This window comes from Methylobacterium sp. WSM2598 (genome assembly GCF_000379105.1).
Classification (GTDB): domain Bacteria; phylum Pseudomonadota; class Alphaproteobacteria; order Rhizobiales; family Beijerinckiaceae; genus Methylobacterium.
Genome location: NZ_KB900609.1, coordinates 2303876 through 2320678 on the forward strand (window position 1 = coordinate 2303876; position 16803 = coordinate 2320678).

Here is a 16803-nt window from a genome sequence, read left to right on the forward strand (position 1 = left end):
CGGGCTCGCCCTCGATCCCTGCGAGCCGGGCTCGCCCTTGACCCCCGCCGCGCCCGCACCCTAGAGCACGGGCATTCCCGCCGAGGAGCCGCCCCATGACCGACCGCCTGCCCGGTTTCAACACCCTCGCCATCCATGCCGGGGCGGCGCCGGACGCCGCGACGGGCGCGCGCGCGACGCCGATCTACCAGACGACGTCCTTCGTGTTCGACGACGTCGACCACGCCGCCTCGCTGTTCGGGCTTCAGGCCTTCGGCAACATCTACTCCCGCATCGGCAACCCGACGAACGCGGTTCTGGAGGAGCGGGTCGCCGCCCTGGAGGGCGGCACCGCCGCCCTCGCGGTCGCCTCCGGCCACGCCGCCGAGTTCCTGGTGATGCACGCCCTGCTGCAGCCGGGCGACGAGTTCATCGCCGCCAACAAGCTCTACGGCGGCTCGATCAACCAGTTCAACCATTCCTACAAGAACTTCGGCTGGAACGTGGTCTGGGCCGACACGGACGATCCGGCCTCGTTCGAGGCCGCCGTGACGCCGCGCACCAAGGCGATCTTCGTGGAATCGATCGCCAATCCGGGCGGCGTGATCACCGATCTCGCGGCCGTCGCGGCCGTCGCCAAGCGCCACAACATCCCGTTCATCGTCGACAACACGATGGCGACCCCGTACCTGATCCGGCCCTTCGAGCACGGCGCCGACATCGTGGTCCATTCGGCCACGAAGTTCCTCGGCGGCCACGGCAACTCGATCGGCGGCGTGATCGTGGACGGCGGCAGCTTCTCCTGGGCGGGCGACGACCGCTACCCGATGCTCTCGAAGCCGCGGCCCGAATACGGCGGCATGGTCCTGTCGGAGACCTTCGGCAATTTCGGCTTCGCCATCGCGGTGCGGGTGCTGGGCCTGCGCGACCTCGGGCCGGCCCTCTCGCCCTTCAACGCCTTCCTGATCCTCAACGGCATCGAGACCCTGCCGCTGCGCATGCAGCGCCACTCGGACAATGCCCGCGTGGTGGCCCAGCACCTGGCGGGGCACCCGCTCGTGTCCTGGGTCAGCTATCCGGGCCTGGAGAGCGACCGCTACCACGCCCTGCACAAGCGCTACTGCCCGCTCGGGGCCGGCGCCGTCTTCACCTTCGGCCTGAAGGGCGGCTACGAGGCCGGCGTGAGGCTCGTGTCGAACCTCAAGCTGTTCTCGCACCTCGCCAATATCGGGGACACGCGCTCGCTCGTGATCCATCCGGCCTCGACCACGCACCGCCAGCTCAGCGACGAGCAGAAGGTCCGGGCCGGGGCCGGGCCGGAGGTGGTGCGCCTCTCCGTCGGCATCGAGGACCCGGCCGACCTGATCGCGGATCTCGACCAGGCCCTCGCCGGCTGAGACGGGATCCGCGCGATCGAAGCGGATCCCGTCTCACGAGCCCGCGCGGCGCTTGAGCGAAGCCCAAAGCCGCCATCCCGAAGGGATCATGCGGATTTGGGATAAAAAGCCTGTGCGGCGCGTGAGCGGGGCCGACATCCGCATCGCGAAGAGATCAACCGGATGTCGGATGACGGGCGGCGCGGGCGCCGGGCGATCGGTCCGGCCGCGCTTGACCCAGGGGATGGCTGCCCATAGGCAGCAACCAGCCATCCCCTCAGCCGTTGCCGCCCATGACAGTGAGCCCGAACCCGCCGGACTGCGCCGCCCCGGAGCCCCCCGTCATCCTCCTGGTGGAGGATGACGGGCTGCTGCTGATGGAGGCCGCCGACACGCTGGCGGAGGCGGGGTTCCAGGTCGTCGAGGCGCCCCACGCCGACAAGGCCCTGCAGGTGCTGGAGAGCGCCCAGGAGGTCGACGCGCTGATGACCGACGTCGACATGCCGCTGGGCTCGATCGACGGGCTCGCGCTGGCCCGGCTGGTGGCGCGGCGCTGGCCCTGGATCCCGGTGCTCGTCGTCTCCGGCATGGGCACGCCGGGGCCGCACGACATGCCGGACGGCGCCCGCTTCATCCCGAAACCCTACGCGCCCTGCAACCTCGTCCAGGCGCTGCACGATTGCGTGCGGCGCGCCGCCTGATCCCCGGACCGCCGCGATGCCGCCCCTCGACCCCGCGTCCCTCGCCTTCGCCACCCGCGCCGTCCATGGCGGGGCGGCCCCCGATCCGGCCACCGGCGCGCGCGCGCAGCCGATCTACCTCACCAACGGCTTCGTCTTCGAGTCGAACGAGCAGGCGGCCGACATCTTCGCCATGCGGGCGACGGGGTTCTCCTATTCGCGCGGCTCGAACCCGACCGTCGCGGCCCTGGAGCGGCGCGTCGCCTCCCTCGAAGGCGCCAAGGCGGCGGTGGCGGTGGGCTCCGGCCAGGCCGCCATGCTCCTCGTGCTGCTGACGCTGCTGCAGGCCGGGGATTCCTACGTGGCCTCCGCGCGGCTGTTCGGCGGCTCGCTCGGCCTGATGCGCCGCCTGGAGACCCGCTACGCCCTCACTCCGCAATTCAGCCGCGGGCTGACCCCCGAGGATTTCGAGCGCGCCATCACGGACCGGACCCGGGCGATCATCTGCGAGTCGATCGTCAATCCCTGCGGCACCGTCGTCGACGTCGCGGGCGTGGCCGCGGTGGCGCGCCGGCACGGGCTGCCGCTCATCGTCGACAACACCCTCGCCTCGCCCGCCCTGATCCGGCCGATCGAGCACGGGGCCGACATCGTCGTGCACTCGACGTCGAAGTTCCTGTCCGGGTCCGGCACGGTGATCGGCGGCATCGTCTGCGACGCGGGCCGCTTCGACTGGCGCGCCACCGGCCGCTACAACCTGATCAACGAGCCCTGGCCCGATTACGACGGGCTCGTCGTGTCGGAGCGCTTCCCCGAGACCGCCTTCGCGACGGCCTGCCGGCTGTTCGGCCTGCGCGACCTCGGCCCCGGCCTCTCGCCGATGAACGCCTTCCTGACCCTGACGGGGATCGAGACGCTGCCGCTGCGCATGGAGCGCCACTGCGCCAACGCGCGGGCCGTGGCCGCCCGCCTCAAGGCGCATCCGAAGGTCGGCTGGGTGAGCTATCCCTCGCTTCCGGGCCAGGCCGGCGAGGCGGTGGCGAACCGCTACGTGCCCCAGGGCGCCGGCGCGATCTTCACCTTCGCGCTGAAGGGCGGCGAGCCCGCGGCGCTCGCCTTCATCAGCGGCCTCGACCTGATCTCCCACCTCGTCAATATCGGGGAGATCAAGTCGCTGGCGATCCACCCGGCCACCACCACGCACCGGCAGCTGCGCCAGGACGAGAAGGCGGCGGCCTGCGTGGGACCCGAGACGGTGCGCCTGTCGATCGGGCTGGAGAGCATCGAGGACCTGATCGCCGACGTCGAGCAATCCCTGGCGAAACTGCCCTAGAGCAGCACCCGATCACGTGGCCATCGGGTGCTGCTCCAGGTCTTTGATCTTGCCGCATGTTCTGCGCCGAACCGGCATCCACTTCGTCGGAAAATGCTCTAATCCGGCTCCCGCTCGGCCGGGGCGCGCCGGGTCAGCGCCCGGAGGGCGCCGTGCAGGCTGCGCAGGTCCTGCTCGGTCATCGCCATGCGGTGGAGAATGTCGCGCAGGTTGCGCACCATCCCGCCCCGCTTCTCGGGCGGAAAGTAGCCGACCGCGTCGAGGGCCCCCTCCAGGCTCTCGAACAGCGACAGCAGCGCCTCCCGGGGGGCCGGCGGCGAGCGCATCTCGCCGTCGAAGGGCAGGGTGGCGAGGCCGGACGCGCGCCGCCACTCGTAGGCGACGAGGAGCACGCTCTGGGCGAGGTTGAGGGAGGCGTGCCGCGGGTCGACCGGGAAGGTCACGATCGCGTCCGCCAGCGAGACCTCGTCGTTCGACAGGCCGACCCGCTCGCGCCCGAACAGGATGCCGACCCGCTCGCCGGCCGCCTGCCGCGCCACCACGCTCCCCATCGCCTCGTCGGGTCCCATGACCCGCTTCATCTGCCCGCGCTCTCGCGCCGTGGTGGCGAGCACGTGATGGAGGTCGCCGATCGCCTCCGCGACCGTGGCGTGGATGGTCGCCCCGTCGAGGACGTGGGTGGCGCCCGAGGCCGTCTCGCGCACGCCCTTCTTCGGCCAGCCGCCCTTCGGCGCGACGAGGCGCAGCTCCGAGAGGCCGAAATTCGCCATCGCGCGGGCGGTCATGCCGATATTCTCGGCGAGCTGCGGCTCGACCAGGATGACGGCGGGGCGGGGCGGGTGCTCGAACATGGGGAGGCGGTTCCGGATTGTCCGGCGCTTCTAGGCGCGGGCGCGCCGGCGGGCCAGCCCGCATGGGAACCGCGCGGCTCCGGGCGCGTTTCCCGATGAGACCTCCTCGGCCCCGGCGACCGCGCCGGGGCCTTTTTCTGTGGGCGATTGCCGGCGCCGCCCGGCTTCCCCGTGATGCTGCAGCGCGCTATGACCGCGCGACGGCCCGGTCCTTGCCGGCGGACATCATCCGCTGCAACAGCGGGCACGCTCGCCGCATAGGGAAGGCTGGTCGATCATGGCGAAGATCAAGGTGACGAATCCCGTCGTGGAGCTCGACGGGGACGAGATGACACGGATCATCTGGCAGAACATCAAGGACAAGTTGATCCATCCCTATCTCGATATCCCTCTGGAGTACTACGATCTCGGGATCGAGCATCGCGATGCCACGAACGACCGGGTGACCATCGAGGCGGCCGAGGCGATCAAGCGGCACGGCGTCGGCGTGAAGTGCGCCACTATCACGCCCGACGAGGCGCGGGTGAAGGAGTTCAACCTCAAGGAAATGTGGAAGTCGCCGAACGGCACGATCCGCAACATCCTGGGCGGCGTGATCTTCCGCGAGCCGATCATCTGCCGGAACGTGCCGCGCCTCGTGCCGGGCTGGACGCAGCCGATCGTCGTCGGCCGCCACGCCTACGGCGACCAGTACCGCGCCACCGACTTCAAGGTTCCGGGCAAGGGCCGGCTCACCATCAAGTTCGAGGGCGACGACGGCACCGTCATCGAGCGCGAGGTCTTCAAATTCCCGGGCGCCGGCGTCGCCCTGTCGATGTACAACCTCGACGATTCGATCCGCGACTTCGCCCGCGCCTCGATGAATTACGGGCTCGCCCGCAAGTTCCCGGTCTATCTCTCGACCAAGAACACCATCCTGAAGGCCTATGACGGCCGCTTCAAGGATATCTTCGAGGAGGTCTATCAGAACGAGTTCAAGGCGAAGTTCGACGCGGCCGGCATCACCTACGAGCACCGGCTGATCGACGACATGGTGGCGTCGGCCCTGAAGTGGTCGGGCGGCTACGTGTGGGCCTGCAAGAACTACGACGGCGACGTGCAGTCGGACACCGTGGCGCAGGGCTTCGGCTCGCTCGGCCTGATGACCTCGGTGCTGCTGACGCCGGACGGCCGGACCGTCGAGGCCGAGGCCGCCCACGGCACCGTGACGCGCCACTACCGCGAGCACCAGAAGGGCAAGGAGACCTCGACGAACTCGATCGCCTCGATCTTCGCCTGGACCCGCGGCCTCTCCCATCGCGCCAAGCTCGACAACAACGCGGAGCTGGCGAAGTTCGCCGCCACGCTCGAGACGGTCTGCGTCGACACCGTCGAGGCCGGCCACATGACGAAGGATCTCGCGCTGCTCGTCGGTGCCGATCAGCGCTGGCTCTCGACGACCGGCTTCCTCGACAAGATCGACGAGAACCTCAAGGCCGCGATGGCGGCCTGACGGCCAGCAGCCCCGCGCGGCGGCGCGCCGCGCGGGGTTCCGCCGCCTCGTCCGACCCCCGGTTGATGGCTTCGCCATCTCCGATTTCGGCCATGCGGATGGCGGCGTCGCTCAGGCGCCGCGCGGGCTCGTGAGCCGCGATCCGCTTCGATCACGCGGATCCCGGATCACTCGGAGGCCGGGTTGTCCGGTTGCGGCGGCGCCGACAGGGTCGGCTGCGGCCCGTCGTAGCCCTCGATGACGACGAGGTCGATCTCCGCGCCGCCCTGCTGCTTGGCCCGCGCTTCCTGGTACTCGGGCGAGTTCCAGCAGGCCAGGGCGTCGGCGTAGCTCGGAAATTCCAGCACGACGTTGCGCTTGCGGCTCGTGCCGCTCACCGCCTCGAACGCGCCGCCGCGGACGAGGAACCGCCCGCCGAACTTGGCGAAAGCCGCGCCGTTGGCCGCGACGTAGTTCTTGTAGGCGTCCTCGTCGTGCACATCGACCCGGGCGATCCAGTACCCTCTCGGCATTCGACTCTCCCTGCTCACGCCTCGGCGATCTCGGAAACGATGCTCCGCGCCGCCGCGCGCGGATCGGCGGCCTCGGTGATCGGCCGGCCGACCACGAGGTGGTCGGCCCCGGCCCGGATGGCGGCGGCCGGCGTCACGACGCGCTTCTGGTCGCCGCTCGCGGCGCCCGCCGGGCGGATGCCGGGGGTGACGATCAGGCGGTCCGGCCCGATCACCGCCCGCACGGCGGCGGCCTCGGTCGCCGCGCAGACGATCCCGTCGATGCCGATGTCGCGGGCGGCGGCCGCGCGGGACGCCACGAGGTCGGCGACGCCGGCGGCGTAGCCGGCCTCGCGCAGGTCGGCATCGTCGTAGGAGGTGAGCACCGTGACGGCGAGGAGCCTGAGCGCGCTCCCGGGCACCGAGTCCCTCCCGCGCCGCGCCGCCCGCATCGTCTGCGGGTAGGCGTGGACGGTGAGCAGGTGGGCGCCGAGGCGCGCCAGCGACTGCACGCCCTCCTCGACGCTGTTGCCGATGTCGTGGAGCTTCAGGTCCAGGAAGACCTTGACGCCGGAGGCGGCGAGCCGCTCGGCCAGGGCGAGCCCGCCCGCGTAGCCGAGCCGGTAGCCGATCTTGTAGAAGGCGGCGGCGTCGCCGATGCGGTCGATCAGGCGCTCGGCCTCGTCGCGGCTCGCCATGTCGAGGGCGACGATCAGCCGGTCGCGGGGCGTCAGGGGCTCGGTCATGGGCTCTCGCTGCGTGGGACCCCCACCGATCACGGCCGGCGCCCGGAAATCAAGCCGGCGCCTCAATGGTCGTGGTCGGGCAGGCTCAGCCCGAAATGCGCGACGAGGTCCTGCACCTGCGCCGGGGTGAGGTGGCGCGGATTGAGGTTGCGCAGCAGGAGGTAGAGCTTGGCCGTCTCCTCCAGTTCCTCGGTGGCGAAGACCGCGGCCTCGAGCGTGTCGCCCGCCACGACCGGCCCGTGATTGGCGAGCAGGACCGAGGAATAGGCCCCGGCGAGGCCCCGGATCGCGTCGGCCACCGCCGGGTCGCCCGGGCGGTAGTAGGGGACCAGGGCGACCGCGCCGGCCCGCATCACCGAGTAGGCGGTGAGCGGCGGGAGCACCGCGCGCGGATCGATCTCCGGCAGCATCGAGACCGCCACCGCGTGGGTCGAGTGCAGGTGCACGATGGCGCGGGACGCCGCGCGCGAGTCGTAGAGCGCCCCGTGCAGCGGGATCTCCTTGGTGGGCGGATCGCCCGCGAGGAGCCGCCCGCCGCCGTCGAGGCGCGAGATCCGCGCCGGGTCGAGGAAGCCCAGGGAGGCGTTGGTCGGCGTCACCAGCCAGCCGCCGTCGTCGAGGCGCACCGAGATGTTGCCCGAGGAGCCCGGGGTGAGGCCGCGCTCGAACAGGGAGCGGCCGAAGCGGCAGATCGCCTCGCGCAGGGCGGTCTCGCTCATCGCGCGGCCCGGCTCACGCGGTCGCCCCCACGATCAGCTCGAAGCCGAGATCGACCCGGGTGGCCGGCGCGTCCGTGCAGAGGAGGCGCGCCGCCGTCGCGCCCGCCTCGACGCGCGGGGTGCGGATGGTGGTGAGCGGCTGGGGCATCAGCCGCCCCACGTCGAGCCCGTTATAGCCGAACAGGGCGAGCCGGTCCGGCACGGTGATGCCGGCCGCGAGGCAGTGGAAGTAGCCCCCGAGCGCCATGTCGTCGTTCGAGAAGTAGACCGCGTCGCAGTCGGGCGCCCGCGCCAGCAGGGCCGAGAGCCCGTGCCGTCCGGCCTCGACGGAGGAGGGGGCCGTGATGCGCTCCTCCGCGTGGAGCGCGAGCCCCGCCTCGGCCAGGGCCGCGCGGAACCCCGCGTAGCGCTTGCCGGCCCGCCGGTCGCGGGCGAGGTCGTGGCCCAGATAGGCGATGCGCCGGTAGCCGCGGGCCATCAGGTAGCGGGCGCTGGCCTCGCCGGCGGCGCGGTTCGAGTAGCCGACCACGATGTCGAGCCCCGGCCCGTCGAGGTCGAGGAGTTCGGCCACGCGCACGCCGCTCGCGTGGAGGCGTCTTACCGTCCCCTGGTTGTGCTCCAACCCCGTGATCAGCAGGCCGGCCGGGCGCCAGCTCAGCAGGGAATCGACCAGGGCCTCCTCGCGATCGTCGTCGTAATCCGTGACGGCGATGACCGACTGGAATCCCTCCCCGTCGAGGGCGCCGGTGGCGCCGCGCAGCACGTCCGGGAACACGATGTTGGTGAGCGACGGGATCACGATGCCGATCAGGCGCGAGCCCGTCGAGGCGAGCGTCCCGGCGATCCGGTTCGGCACGTAGCCGAGCCGCGCCACGGCCGCCTCCACTTGGGCGCGCGTCCGCTCCGAGAACGACCCGTGGCTGCGCAGCACGCGCGAGACCGTGCTCTCGCCGACCCGCGCCTCGCGGGCCACGTCCGCGAGCGTCACCGGGCGCCGCGCCACCGCCTCGCGGGCCGCCGGCGGGTCGCCCGCGAGCGCGCACCGGCCGTCCAGGTCCTCCATGCAGCCCCCCCCTCGCGGACGGGGCCGAGACCACCGCCCCGCCGCGGTTGCACGATGTCACGAGTCCCGGGCTCGCTCAACGCGTGCGCGGGGGCCGCTGCTTCAGATTGGAAGCGCTGCCACGAGTTGCTAGACTGATCAGAACGAAGCACCCCGAAGGCCGGGGCTGGCCGTGCGGCGCCGCCGTGTTCAGAGTGCTCGCGCGTCGCGCCGCGGGCGGCCCCCCGGGGCCCGAGACGGCGCATCAGGGAGGAGAATGCCGTGATGACCGACGGGTCCGTCCGCGCCGCCGTGATCGGCCTCGGATCGATGGGCTACGGCATGGCGCAGTCGCTGCGCCGCGCCGGCCTCGCCGTGGCGGGCTTCGACCTCGACCGGGCGGTGGTGGAGCGCTTCGCGGGCGAGGGCGGGCGGGGGGCGGCGAGCCCGGCGGAGGCGGCCTCCGGGGCCGACATCGTCGTCAGCGTCGTCGTGAACGCGGCCCAGACCGAGGCGGTCCTGTTCGGGGAGGGGGGCGTGGCGGCCGCCATGCCCGAGGGGGCGGTGTTCGTCTCCTGCGCCACGATGGATCCGGAGGCGGCCCGCCGCCTCGCGGGCCGGCTGGAAGCGTCCGGGCGGCTCTACCTCGACGCGCCGATCAGCGGCGGCGCCCAGCGCGCCTCCGAGGGGGCGCTCACCATCCTGGCCTCGGGGAGCGGCGCGGCCTTCGCCCGCGCGCGGCCGGCCCTCGACGCCATGGCGGCCACGCTCTACGAACTCGGCGAGTCCGCCGGGCAGGGCGCCGCCTTCAAGATGATCAACCAGCTGCTCGCCGGGGTGCACATCGCGGCGGCGAGCGAGGCCATGGCCTTCGCCGCCCGCCAGGGTCTCGACCTCGGCAAGGTCTACGAGGTCATCACCGCCTCGGCGGGCAATTCCTGGATGTTCGAGAACCGCATGCCGCGCGTCCTGGCGGGCGACTACGCGCCCCGCAGCGCCGTCGACATCTTCGTGAAGGACCTCGGCATCGTCCAGGACATGGCCCGGGCGCAGCGCTTTCCGGTCCCGGTGGCGGCGGCCGCCCTGCAGATGTTCCTGATGGCCTCGGCCGCCGGGATGGGCCGGGACGACGATTCCTCCGTGGCCCGGCTCTACGCGCAGGTGACGGGCACCGCGCTGCCCTGACCCGGAGCATCACGCGCCGCAGCGGTCGCCGGTGCGGCCGCGGGCGCGATGCGCAGACACCAATCCGGTCGGACGCGCATCGTGCCGGTCCGTCCGGACCGCCCGATCCGAGAGGGAGGAGCCATGCCGCGCTTCGCCGCCAACCTCACGCTGATGTTCACCGAACTCCCCTTCCTCGACCGCTTCGCGGCCGCCGCGGAGGAGGGCTTCACCGCGGTCGAGTTCCTGTTCCCCTACGAGCACCCGCCGGCGGCGATCGGCGAGCGCCTGCGCCGCCACGGGCTCACCCAGGCGCTGTTCAACCTGCCGCCGGGCGACTGGGCCGCCGGCGAGCGCGGGCTCGCCGCCCTGCCGGGGCGCGCCGACGAGCTGAAGGCCGGAATCGAGACCGCGCTCGCCTACGCGGCCGAGACCGGCGTGCGCCGCCTCCACCTGATGGCCGGGATGGCCGACAAGGCCGATCCCGCGGCCCGCGACGCCTATCGCGGCGCCGTGACCTGGACCGCCGAGCGACTGGGGCGCGAGGGGATCGACGTCCTGCTGGAGCCCATCAACGGCCGCAACATGCCGGGCTACTTCCTCGACGATTTCGGCTTCGCCGCCGCGCTGATCCGCGACCTCGCGGCGCCGAACCTCAAGCTCCAGTTCGACCTCTACCATTGCCAGATCCTGCACGGGGACGTGACCGCCCGGCTGCGCGCCCTGATGCCGCTGATCGGCCACGTGCAGACCGCGAGCGTGCCCGACCGGCACGAGCCCGGGACCGGCGAGATGAACGACGCCTTCCTGTTCGCGGAGCTCGACCGGCTCGGCTACGGGGGGTTCGTCGGCTGCGAGTACAACCCGAAGGCCGGGACGCGCGAGGGCCTCGGCTGGTTCGCGCCCTACCGGGAGGCGCGCCCATGACCTCCGTTCAGATGACCTCCGCCCCGATGACCTCCGCCCCGATGAGCCTCGCCCTCGGCTGCATCGCCGACGATTACACGGGCGCGTCCGACCTCGCCAACACCCTCACCCGGGCGGGCCTGCGCACGGTCCAGACCATCGGCGTGCCGGGCGACGACCTCGACCTGCCGGGGATCGACGCCGTCGTGGTCTCGCTCAAGAGCCGCTCGATCCCGGCCGAGCAGGCGGTCGCCCGGTCGGGCGAGGCGGAGGCCTGGCTGCGGGCGCGGGGCGCGGCCCACGTCCTGTTCAAGATCTGCTCGACCTTCGACTCGACCGACGCGGGCAATATCGGCCCGGTGACCGACGCGCTGCGCCGCTCCTCCGGGGCGGCGATCGCCCTGGTGACGCCGGCCTTCCCGGAGACGGGGCGCACCGTCTACCAGGGCCACCTCTTCGTCGGCGCCGTGCCGCTGCACGAGAGCCCGCTCAAGGACCATCCCCTCAACCCGATGCGGGATTCCAACCTCGCCCGGGTGCTGGCGCGCCAGAGCCGCGATCCGGTCGGGCTCGTCGACCTCGCCACCGTCGCGCGCGGGGCCGAGGCCGTGCGCGCCCGCCTCGACGCGCTCGCGGCCGAGGGCAAGGGCGCGGCCATCGCGGACGCGGTCTTCGACGCGGATCTCGCCGTGCTGGGGCAGGCCTGCCTGTCCGATCCGGTCTCGACGGGGGCGTCGGGCCTGGGGCTCGGCCTCGCCCGGGCGCTGGTGGCGAGCGGCCGGGTCCGGCCGGCCGACGCCGCGGAGGGGCTCGGGGCCCCGGTCGGCGGGCCGGCGGCCTGCCTCGCGGGCAGCTGCTCCCAGGCCACCCTCGGCCAGATCGCGGCGGCCGAGGCCGCGATGCCGGTGCGGCGCCTCGACCCCGAGCGGCTGCTCGCGGGCGCCGACGAGGTCGAGGAGGCCCTGTCCTGGGCGGCGGAGCGGATCGGGGCCGGCCCGGTCCTGATCGCGTCGAGCGCGACGCCGCAGGCCGTGGCGGACCTGCAGGCCCGGCACGGGCGCGAGGCCGCCGGCCACGCCATCGAGGCCGCGATGGCCCGCCTCGCCGAGGGGCTGGTGCGGCGCGGCGTGCGCCGCCTCGTCGTCGCGGGCGGCGAGACCTCGGGCGCGGTGGTCGACGCGCTCGGGCTCCCGGCCTTCCGGGTCGGCCCCGAGATCGCGCCGGGCGTGCCGGTGCTCGGCACGGTCGACCGGCCGATGCGGCTCGCCCTGAAGTCGGGAAATTTCGGCGGGCCGGACTTCTTCGCGCAGGCGCTCGCCCTGATGCCGTGACGCGCGAGGCGCTGCGCCGGAGGCTCATCCGGCCGCCGCGCCGTCCGCGTAGCGGAACGGGTCCGGCCGGCGGGCGGCGTCGTAGACGCATTCGCCCGCCACCCAGGTCGCCCGCACCGCGCGCTCGTCGCCGAGCGTCATCAGGACGAACATCAGGTCCTCGACGCGCTCGCAGCGGGCGGTGCGGAAGGCCAGGAACGGCGTCGCGTCGAGGCCGAGCACGCAGAGATCGGCGTCGTAGCCCGGCGCGATCCGGCCGATCCGGTCGTCGAGGTGGAGCGCGGCCGCGCCCCCGAGCGTCGCGAGGTGGAAGGCCCTCAGCCCGTCGAGGGCGTCGCCGCGCAGGGCGGCGACCTTGTAGGCCTCGCCGAGCGTGCGCAGGGCGGAGAAGCTGGTCCCCGCCCCGATATCGGTGCCGATCGCGACCCGCACCGGGCGGCGGGGATCGAGGGCGTCGAAGAGCCGGAACAGGCCGCTGCCGAGGAAGAGGTTCGAGGTCGGGCAATGGGCGAGCGCCGCGCCGGCCGCGTGGCAGGTGCAGAACTCCTCCTCGCCGACGTGGATGCCGTGCCCGAAGATCGCGCGCGGCCGCACCAGCCCCGCATGGGCGTAGATGTCGAGGTAGCTGGAGCGGGCCGGAAACAGGTCGCGCACCCAGGCGACCTCGGCCGGGCTCTCGCTCAGGTGGGTCTGCAGGAACAGGCCCTCATGGCCGCGCAGCAGCGCCCCGGCCGAGTCGAGCTGCGCCGCGCTGCAGCTTCCGGCGTAGCGCGGCGTCACCCCGTAATGCTGCCGGCCGCGCCCGTGCCAGCGGCGGATCAGCGCGAGGCTGTCCTCGTAGCCGCTCTCGACCGTGTCGCGCAGGTCGTCCGGCGCGTGCGAGTCCATCAGCACCTTGCCGGCCACCATGAGGGTGTTGAACCGCTCGGATTCGGCGAACAGGGCGTCGACCGAGTGGGGATGGACCGTGCAGTAGACCGAGGCCGTGGTGGTGCCGGCCCGCAGGATCTCGCGCAGGAAGATCCTGGCGGCGGCCTCGGCATGGGCCGGGTCCGCGAAGGCGCGCTCGGCCGGGAAGGTGTAGCGCTCGAGCCAGGCGAGCAGCTGCTCGCCGAAGGCGCCCACCATCCCGACCTGCGGGTAGTGCACGTGCGCGTCGACGAAGCCCACCGTGATCAGGGCGTTCTCGTAGTGGACCGGCGTCACGCCCGGCGGCAGCAGGGCGGGATCGTAGGGCGCGAAGGCGGCGATCCGCCCGTCCTCGATCAGGATCAGCGCGTCCTCGTGGTGGACGAAGCAGTCCCGCGGCGCCTGCAGGAAGGGATTGCCCGAGAAGCTGATCGCTTGCCCGCGCAGGGCGGCGCGGCGGGGCCGTGGCTCGGGGGGCATGGGGTCACCTGCGAGGAAGGGGGAGCGGGGATCGCGCGCGGCTCAGGCCGCCTCGCCGCGCAGGCGCCGCTGCGCCCGCTCGCGCCCGATCAGCGGGAGCAGGCCCGAGAGGTCGGGGCCGTGATCGAGCCCGGTCAGGGCGAGCCGCAGCGGCAGGAACAGCGCCTTGCCCTTGAGCCCCGTCGCGGCCTTCACGGCCTCGGTCCAGCTCTTCCAGGTCGTCGCGTCCCAGGGTTCCGGGGGCAGGAGCGCCGCCGCGCGGGCCGCCAGGGCCGGATCGGCGATCAGCGGCGCGGCGGGGCCGGCGACGACGCGCCACCACCCGGCCGCGTCGGAGAACGTGGCGAGGTTCGCCCGCACGGCGGCCCAGAACGGCTCCGCCGCCGCGGCCGGAATGCCCAGGGCGGCGAGCCGCGGCGCCGCGGCGGCGAGGGGCATCTCGTGCAGGAGGCGCGCGTTCAGCTGGTCGAGGTCGTGCGGGTCGAACTTGGCGGGGGCCCGCGAGACGTGGGCGAGGTCGAGGAGCGCGGCCAGCCCGTCGAGGTCGGGGACGGCCCGCACCGCCTCCGAGGAGCCGGTGAGCACCGCCAGGGAGGCGACCGCGCCGGGCTCGTAGCCCTGGTCGCGCAGGCCGCGCAGCGACAGGTGGCCGAGGCGCTTCGACAGGCCCTCGCCGCTCGCCGTGGTGAGGAGGTTGTGGTGGGCGAAGACCGGCACGGCGGCGCCGAGCGCGCGGAAGATCTGGATCTGCACCGCCGTGTTGGTGACGTGGTCCTCGCCCCGGATCACGTGCGTGATGCCGATCTCGGCATCGTCCACCACGGAGGGGAGGGTGTAGAGGTAGCTGCCGTCCTCGCGCACCAGCACCGGGTCCGAGAGGGAATCGGCCTCGACGTGGCAGGGGCCGCGCACGAGGTCGGTCCAGGTGACCGGGCCGGGATCGAGGCGGAAGCGCCAGTGCGGCCGCCGTCCCTCGGCCTCGAAGGCGGCCCGCTCCTCGGCCGTCAGCCGCAGGGCGGCGCGGTCGTAGACCGGCGGCAGGCCGCGGCCGAGCTGGCGGCGGCGCCGGCGCTCGAGCTCGTCGGACGTCTCGTAGGCCGGGTAGAGGCGGCCCGCCGCGCGCAGGCGCTCCGCCGCCGCGTCGTAGAGGGCGATGCGGTCGGACTGGCGCAGGGTCTCGTCCGGCACGATGCCGAGCCAGGCGAGGTCCTCGACGATCGCCGCGGCGAATTCGGGCGTCGAGCGCGCCGTGTCGGTGTCGTCGAGGCGCAGCACGAAGCGGCCCCCCGCGCGCCGGGCGAAGAGCGCGTTGAAGAGGGCCGGGCGGGCATTGCCGATGTGGAGGTAGCCCGTGGGGGAGGGCGCGAAGCGGACGACGGGAGCCATGGGCCGCTTCTACGCAAGCGCGCGGGCGCTGTCACAGGGGCTCACACCTCGCTGCGCTTCAGCAGGTAGTCGAGCCCGCCGGCCCGGTACCAGCGGTAGCCGTAGCCTTCGAGGAGCAAGGTGTGCCGGCCGCTCTCGTCCGGGGGGTTGCGCTCGCCGGTGAGGAGGTCGGTGAGCGCCCCGCCCTCGCCGGGAAGGCCGGTCGCGAAGCGGATCTCGATCGGCTCCGCCGCGAGGTTGTGCAGGCAGACCACCGCGTTGTTGCGCCACTCGTAGCGCAGGCCGAGCACGCTCTCGGCCCCGGTCCTCAGCACGGTGAAATCGCCCCAGCCGATCTCCGGCACCTCCTTGCGCATCCGGATGATCCGCTCCAGCCAGTTGAGCAGCGAGTTCGGGTCGTGGCGCTGGACCGCGGCGTTCACGTGCGGGTAGCCGTAGGGGCCGGAGCGGATCGGCGGCGCGACCGGGCGCGCGCTCTTGGTGAACCCGCCCTCGGGCTCGTCGGACCACTGCATCGGCGTGCGGGCGCATTCGCGCTCGGGCAGCCGGAGGTCGTCGCCCATGCCGATCTCGTCGCCGTAGCGCAGGACCGGCGTGCCCGGCAGGGTGAACATCAGGCTGTAGGCGAGTTCGAGCCTCCGCCGGTCGCCGCTCAGCATCGGGGGCAGGCGCCGGCGGATGCCGCGCCCGTAGAGCTGCATGTCCGGGTCGGGACCGAAGGCGGCGAAGACCGCCTCCCGCTCCTCCGCCGACAGGCGCCCGAGGTCGAGCTCGTCGTGGTTGCGCAGGAACTGCGCCCATTGCGCCGAGGCCGGCCGCGCCCGCGTCTTCTCCAGGCAGTCGAGCAGGCGCTCCGTCGTGGCGGTCGCCAGGGCGTGGAACAGGCCCTGATTGACCTGGAAGTTGAACATCATGTGCATGCGGTCGGCGTCCTCGCCGAAATAGTCGAGGTCCTGGCGCGGCAGCACGTTCGCCTCGGCCAGGATGATCGCGTCGCCCTGGCGCCACTGCAGGAACTCGCGGAACTGGCGCAGCATCCCGAACTGCTCGACCGGCGCCCCCGTCACCTCCGGCCCCTTCTCGGCGATCACGAAGGGCACCGCGTCCATGCGGAAGCCCGAGACGCCGAGCTGGATCCAGAACCCCATGATCTTCAGGATCTCGGCCTGCACCCGCGGGTTCGCGGTGTTGAGGTCGGGCTGGAAATCGTAGAAGCGGTGGAAATAATAGGCCCGCGCCGCCCGGTCGTAGGTCCAGGTGGTCTTCTGCACCCCCGGGAAGACGACGCCGCTGTCGGCGTGCGGGGGCTTGGTCTTCGACCAGACGTACCAGTCGCGGGTCGGGGAATCCGGGTCGGAGCGGGCCGACTGGAACCAGGGATGGCGGTCGGAGGTGTGGTTGACCACGAGGTCGATCAGGACCTTGAGGCCGCGCTGCTTGGCCGCGTGGGTGAAGGCCACGAAGTCGCCGAGCGTGCCGTAGCGCGGGTCGACGCCGTAATAGTCGCTGACGTCGTAGCCGTTGTCGCGCATCGGCGAGGGCTGGAACGGCATCAGCCAGAGGGCCGTCACCCCGAGCCCGACCAGGTAGTCGAGGCGCCGCTCCAGGCCGGAGAAGTCGCCGATGCCGTCGCCGTTCGCATCCATGAAGGTGCCGACCGACAGGCAGTAGATGACGGCGTTCTTGTACCAGAGGTCCTCGATCATCGGCGTCTCCCCTGGCCGCACAGCTAGAGCATTTCCCGACGAAGGGGATGCCGGCTCAGCGGAGGTTACGCGGCACAGGCGGAGACCTCGGGCAGGCTTCAGGCTTCGACCCGAGCGAGGCCTGCTCGCGAGCGCGATCGGCCGATCTGGGTGCCGTCCCGGCGCGGAATCGCGGCGGCCGCGCCACTTCGGCGGCAAATTGCCGGCCTGAT

The 16803-nt window shown here is 72.7% G+C and carries 15 protein-coding genes; 7 read left to right on the plus strand and 8 right to left on the minus strand.

Annotated elements, in window-relative coordinates; genetic code table 11:
* Positions 1–95: 95 nt before the first annotated feature.
* The 3 genes from MET2598_RS0110805 to MET2598_RS0110815 all read left to right on the plus strand — a co-directional run bounded on the left by MET2598_RS0110805 (position 96) and on the right by MET2598_RS0110815 (position 3368).
* A complete protein-coding gene (locus tag MET2598_RS0110805) occupies positions 96–1376 on the plus strand; it encodes an O-acetylhomoserine aminocarboxypropyltransferase (RefSeq protein ID WP_012332480.1) in 1281 nt (426 codons plus the stop codon).
* Between the two features lie 272 nt (positions 1377–1648).
* Positions 1649–2056, plus strand: a complete 408-nt coding sequence (locus tag MET2598_RS0110810) for a response regulator (RefSeq protein ID WP_012332479.1) — start codon at positions 1649–1651, stop codon at positions 2054–2056.
* Positions 2057–2072: 16 nt separating this feature from the next.
* Positions 2073–3368, plus strand: a complete 1296-nt coding sequence (locus tag MET2598_RS0110815) for an O-acetylhomoserine aminocarboxypropyltransferase/cysteine synthase family protein (RefSeq protein WP_018260842.1) — start codon at positions 2073–2075, stop codon at positions 3366–3368.
* Between the two features lie 98 nt (positions 3369–3466).
* On the opposite strand, the gene MET2598_RS0110820 is transcribed toward MET2598_RS0110815, so the two are convergent.
* Positions 3467–4219: an RNA methyltransferase gene (locus MET2598_RS0110820; RefSeq protein WP_012332477.1), complete on the minus strand. Its 753-nt coding sequence runs from the start codon at positions 4217–4219 to the stop codon at positions 3467–3469.
* Positions 4220–4496: 277 nt separating this feature from the next.
* Between MET2598_RS0110820 and MET2598_RS0110825 the strand changes: the two genes are divergently transcribed.
* The gene (locus MET2598_RS0110825) at positions 4497–5711 is read left to right on the plus strand and encodes an NADP-dependent isocitrate dehydrogenase (RefSeq protein ID WP_018260843.1); all 1215 of its coding nucleotides are present in this window, start codon (positions 4497–4499) and stop codon (positions 5709–5711) included.
* A gap of 167 nt (positions 5712–5878) precedes the next feature.
* Here MET2598_RS0110825 and MET2598_RS0110830 read toward each other — a convergent pair whose 3' ends face one another.
* The 4 genes from MET2598_RS0110830 to MET2598_RS0110845 form a co-directional block, all read right to left on the minus strand.
* Positions 5879–6223, minus strand: coding sequence for a DUF1330 domain-containing protein (locus MET2598_RS0110830; RefSeq protein WP_012332475.1), 345 nt, complete (start codon positions 6221–6223; stop codon positions 5879–5881).
* Between the two features lie 14 nt (positions 6224–6237).
* Positions 6238–6948: an orotidine-5'-phosphate decarboxylase gene (gene pyrF / locus MET2598_RS0110835; RefSeq protein WP_018260844.1), complete on the minus strand. Its 711-nt coding sequence runs from the start codon at positions 6946–6948 to the stop codon at positions 6238–6240.
* Between the two features lie 62 nt (positions 6949–7010).
* Positions 7011–7667 carry a 3-oxo-tetronate 4-phosphate decarboxylase gene (otnC, locus tag MET2598_RS0110840; protein ID WP_018260845.1) on the minus strand — a complete coding sequence of 219 codons (657 nt, stop codon included), beginning with the start codon at positions 7665–7667 and terminating at the stop codon, positions 7011–7013.
* A gap of 13 nt (positions 7668–7680) precedes the next feature.
* Complete coding sequence (locus tag MET2598_RS0110845) at positions 7681–8730, minus strand: LacI family DNA-binding transcriptional regulator (RefSeq protein ID WP_012332472.1); 1050 nt, start codon at positions 8728–8730, stop codon at positions 7681–7683.
* Between the two features lie 264 nt (positions 8731–8994).
* Between MET2598_RS0110845 and ltnD the strand changes: the two genes are divergently transcribed.
* From ltnD to otnK, 3 genes are all read left to right on the plus strand, one after another.
* Positions 8995–9894, plus strand: a complete 900-nt coding sequence (gene ltnD, locus MET2598_RS0110850; protein WP_012332471.1) for an L-threonate dehydrogenase — start codon at positions 8995–8997, stop codon at positions 9892–9894.
* Between the two features lie 123 nt (positions 9895–10017).
* Positions 10018–10800, plus strand: a complete 783-nt coding sequence (otnI, locus tag MET2598_RS0110855; protein WP_018260846.1) for a 2-oxo-tetronate isomerase — start codon at positions 10018–10020, stop codon at positions 10798–10800.
* A 41-nt stretch (positions 10801–10841) separates the two neighbouring features.
* Positions 10842–12110 carry a 3-oxo-tetronate kinase gene (otnK, locus tag MET2598_RS0110860; protein WP_026190651.1) on the plus strand — a complete coding sequence of 423 codons (1269 nt, stop codon included), beginning with the start codon at positions 10842–10844 and terminating at the stop codon, positions 12108–12110.
* A gap of 24 nt (positions 12111–12134) precedes the next feature.
* Here otnK and guaD read toward each other — a convergent pair whose 3' ends face one another.
* From guaD to MET2598_RS0110875, 3 genes are read right to left on the minus strand one after another with little or no spacing between them, the layout of a single operon-like run.
* Positions 12135–13499: a guanine deaminase gene (guaD, locus tag MET2598_RS0110865; protein ID WP_018260847.1), complete on the minus strand. Its 1365-nt coding sequence runs from the start codon at positions 13497–13499 to the stop codon at positions 12135–12137.
* 42 nt (positions 13500–13541) lie between these two features.
* The gene (gene gltX / locus MET2598_RS0110870; RefSeq protein WP_012332467.1) at positions 13542–14885 is read right to left on the minus strand and encodes a glutamate--tRNA ligase; all 1344 of its coding nucleotides are present in this window, start codon (positions 14883–14885) and stop codon (positions 13542–13544) included.
* 41 nt (positions 14886–14926) lie between these two features.
* Positions 14927–16591, minus strand: a complete 1665-nt coding sequence (locus tag MET2598_RS0110875) for an alpha-amylase family protein (RefSeq protein WP_018260848.1) — start codon at positions 16589–16591, stop codon at positions 14927–14929.
* Positions 16592–16803: the final 212 nt, after the last annotated feature.

Coding starts and splice junctions, on each gene's coding strand:
- MET2598_RS0110805 (WP_012332480.1), top strand. CDS start 96: ATGACCGACCGCCTGCCCGGTTTCAACACCCTCGCCATCCATGCCGGG.
- MET2598_RS0110810 (WP_012332479.1), top strand. CDS start 1,649: ATGACAGTGAGCCCGAACCCGCCGGACTGCGCCGCCCCGGAGCCCCCC.
- MET2598_RS0110815 (WP_018260842.1), top strand. CDS start 2,073: ATGCCGCCCCTCGACCCCGCGTCCCTCGCCTTCGCCACCCGCGCCGTC.
- MET2598_RS0110820 (WP_012332477.1), bottom strand. CDS start 4,219: ATGTTCGAGCACCCGCCCCGCCCCGCCGTCATCCTGGTCGAGCCGCAG.
- MET2598_RS0110825 (WP_018260843.1), top strand. CDS start 4,497: ATGGCGAAGATCAAGGTGACGAATCCCGTCGTGGAGCTCGACGGGGAC.
- MET2598_RS0110830 (WP_012332475.1), bottom strand. CDS start 6,223: ATGCCGAGAGGGTACTGGATCGCCCGGGTCGATGTGCACGACGAGGAC.
- pyrF (WP_018260844.1), bottom strand. CDS start 6,948: ATGACCGAGCCCCTGACGCCCCGCGACCGGCTGATCGTCGCCCTCGAC.
- otnC (WP_018260845.1), bottom strand. CDS start 7,667: ATGAGCGAGACCGCCCTGCGCGAGGCGATCTGCCGCTTCGGCCGCTCC.
- MET2598_RS0110845 (WP_012332472.1), bottom strand. CDS start 8,730: ATGGAGGACCTGGACGGCCGGTGCGCGCTCGCGGGCGACCCGCCGGCG.
- ltnD (WP_012332471.1), top strand. CDS start 8,995: ATGACCGACGGGTCCGTCCGCGCCGCCGTGATCGGCCTCGGATCGATG.
- otnI (WP_018260846.1), top strand. CDS start 10,018: ATGCCGCGCTTCGCCGCCAACCTCACGCTGATGTTCACCGAACTCCCC.
- otnK (WP_026190651.1), top strand. CDS start 10,842: ATGAGCCTCGCCCTCGGCTGCATCGCCGACGATTACACGGGCGCGTCC.
- guaD (WP_018260847.1), bottom strand. CDS start 13,499: ATGCCCCCCGAGCCACGGCCCCGCCGCGCCGCCCTGCGCGGGCAAGCG.
- gltX (WP_012332467.1), bottom strand. CDS start 14,885: ATGGCTCCCGTCGTCCGCTTCGCGCCCTCCCCCACGGGCTACCTCCAC.
- MET2598_RS0110875 (WP_018260848.1), bottom strand. CDS start 16,591: ATGATCGAGGACCTCTGGTACAAGAACGCCGTCATCTACTGCCTGTCG.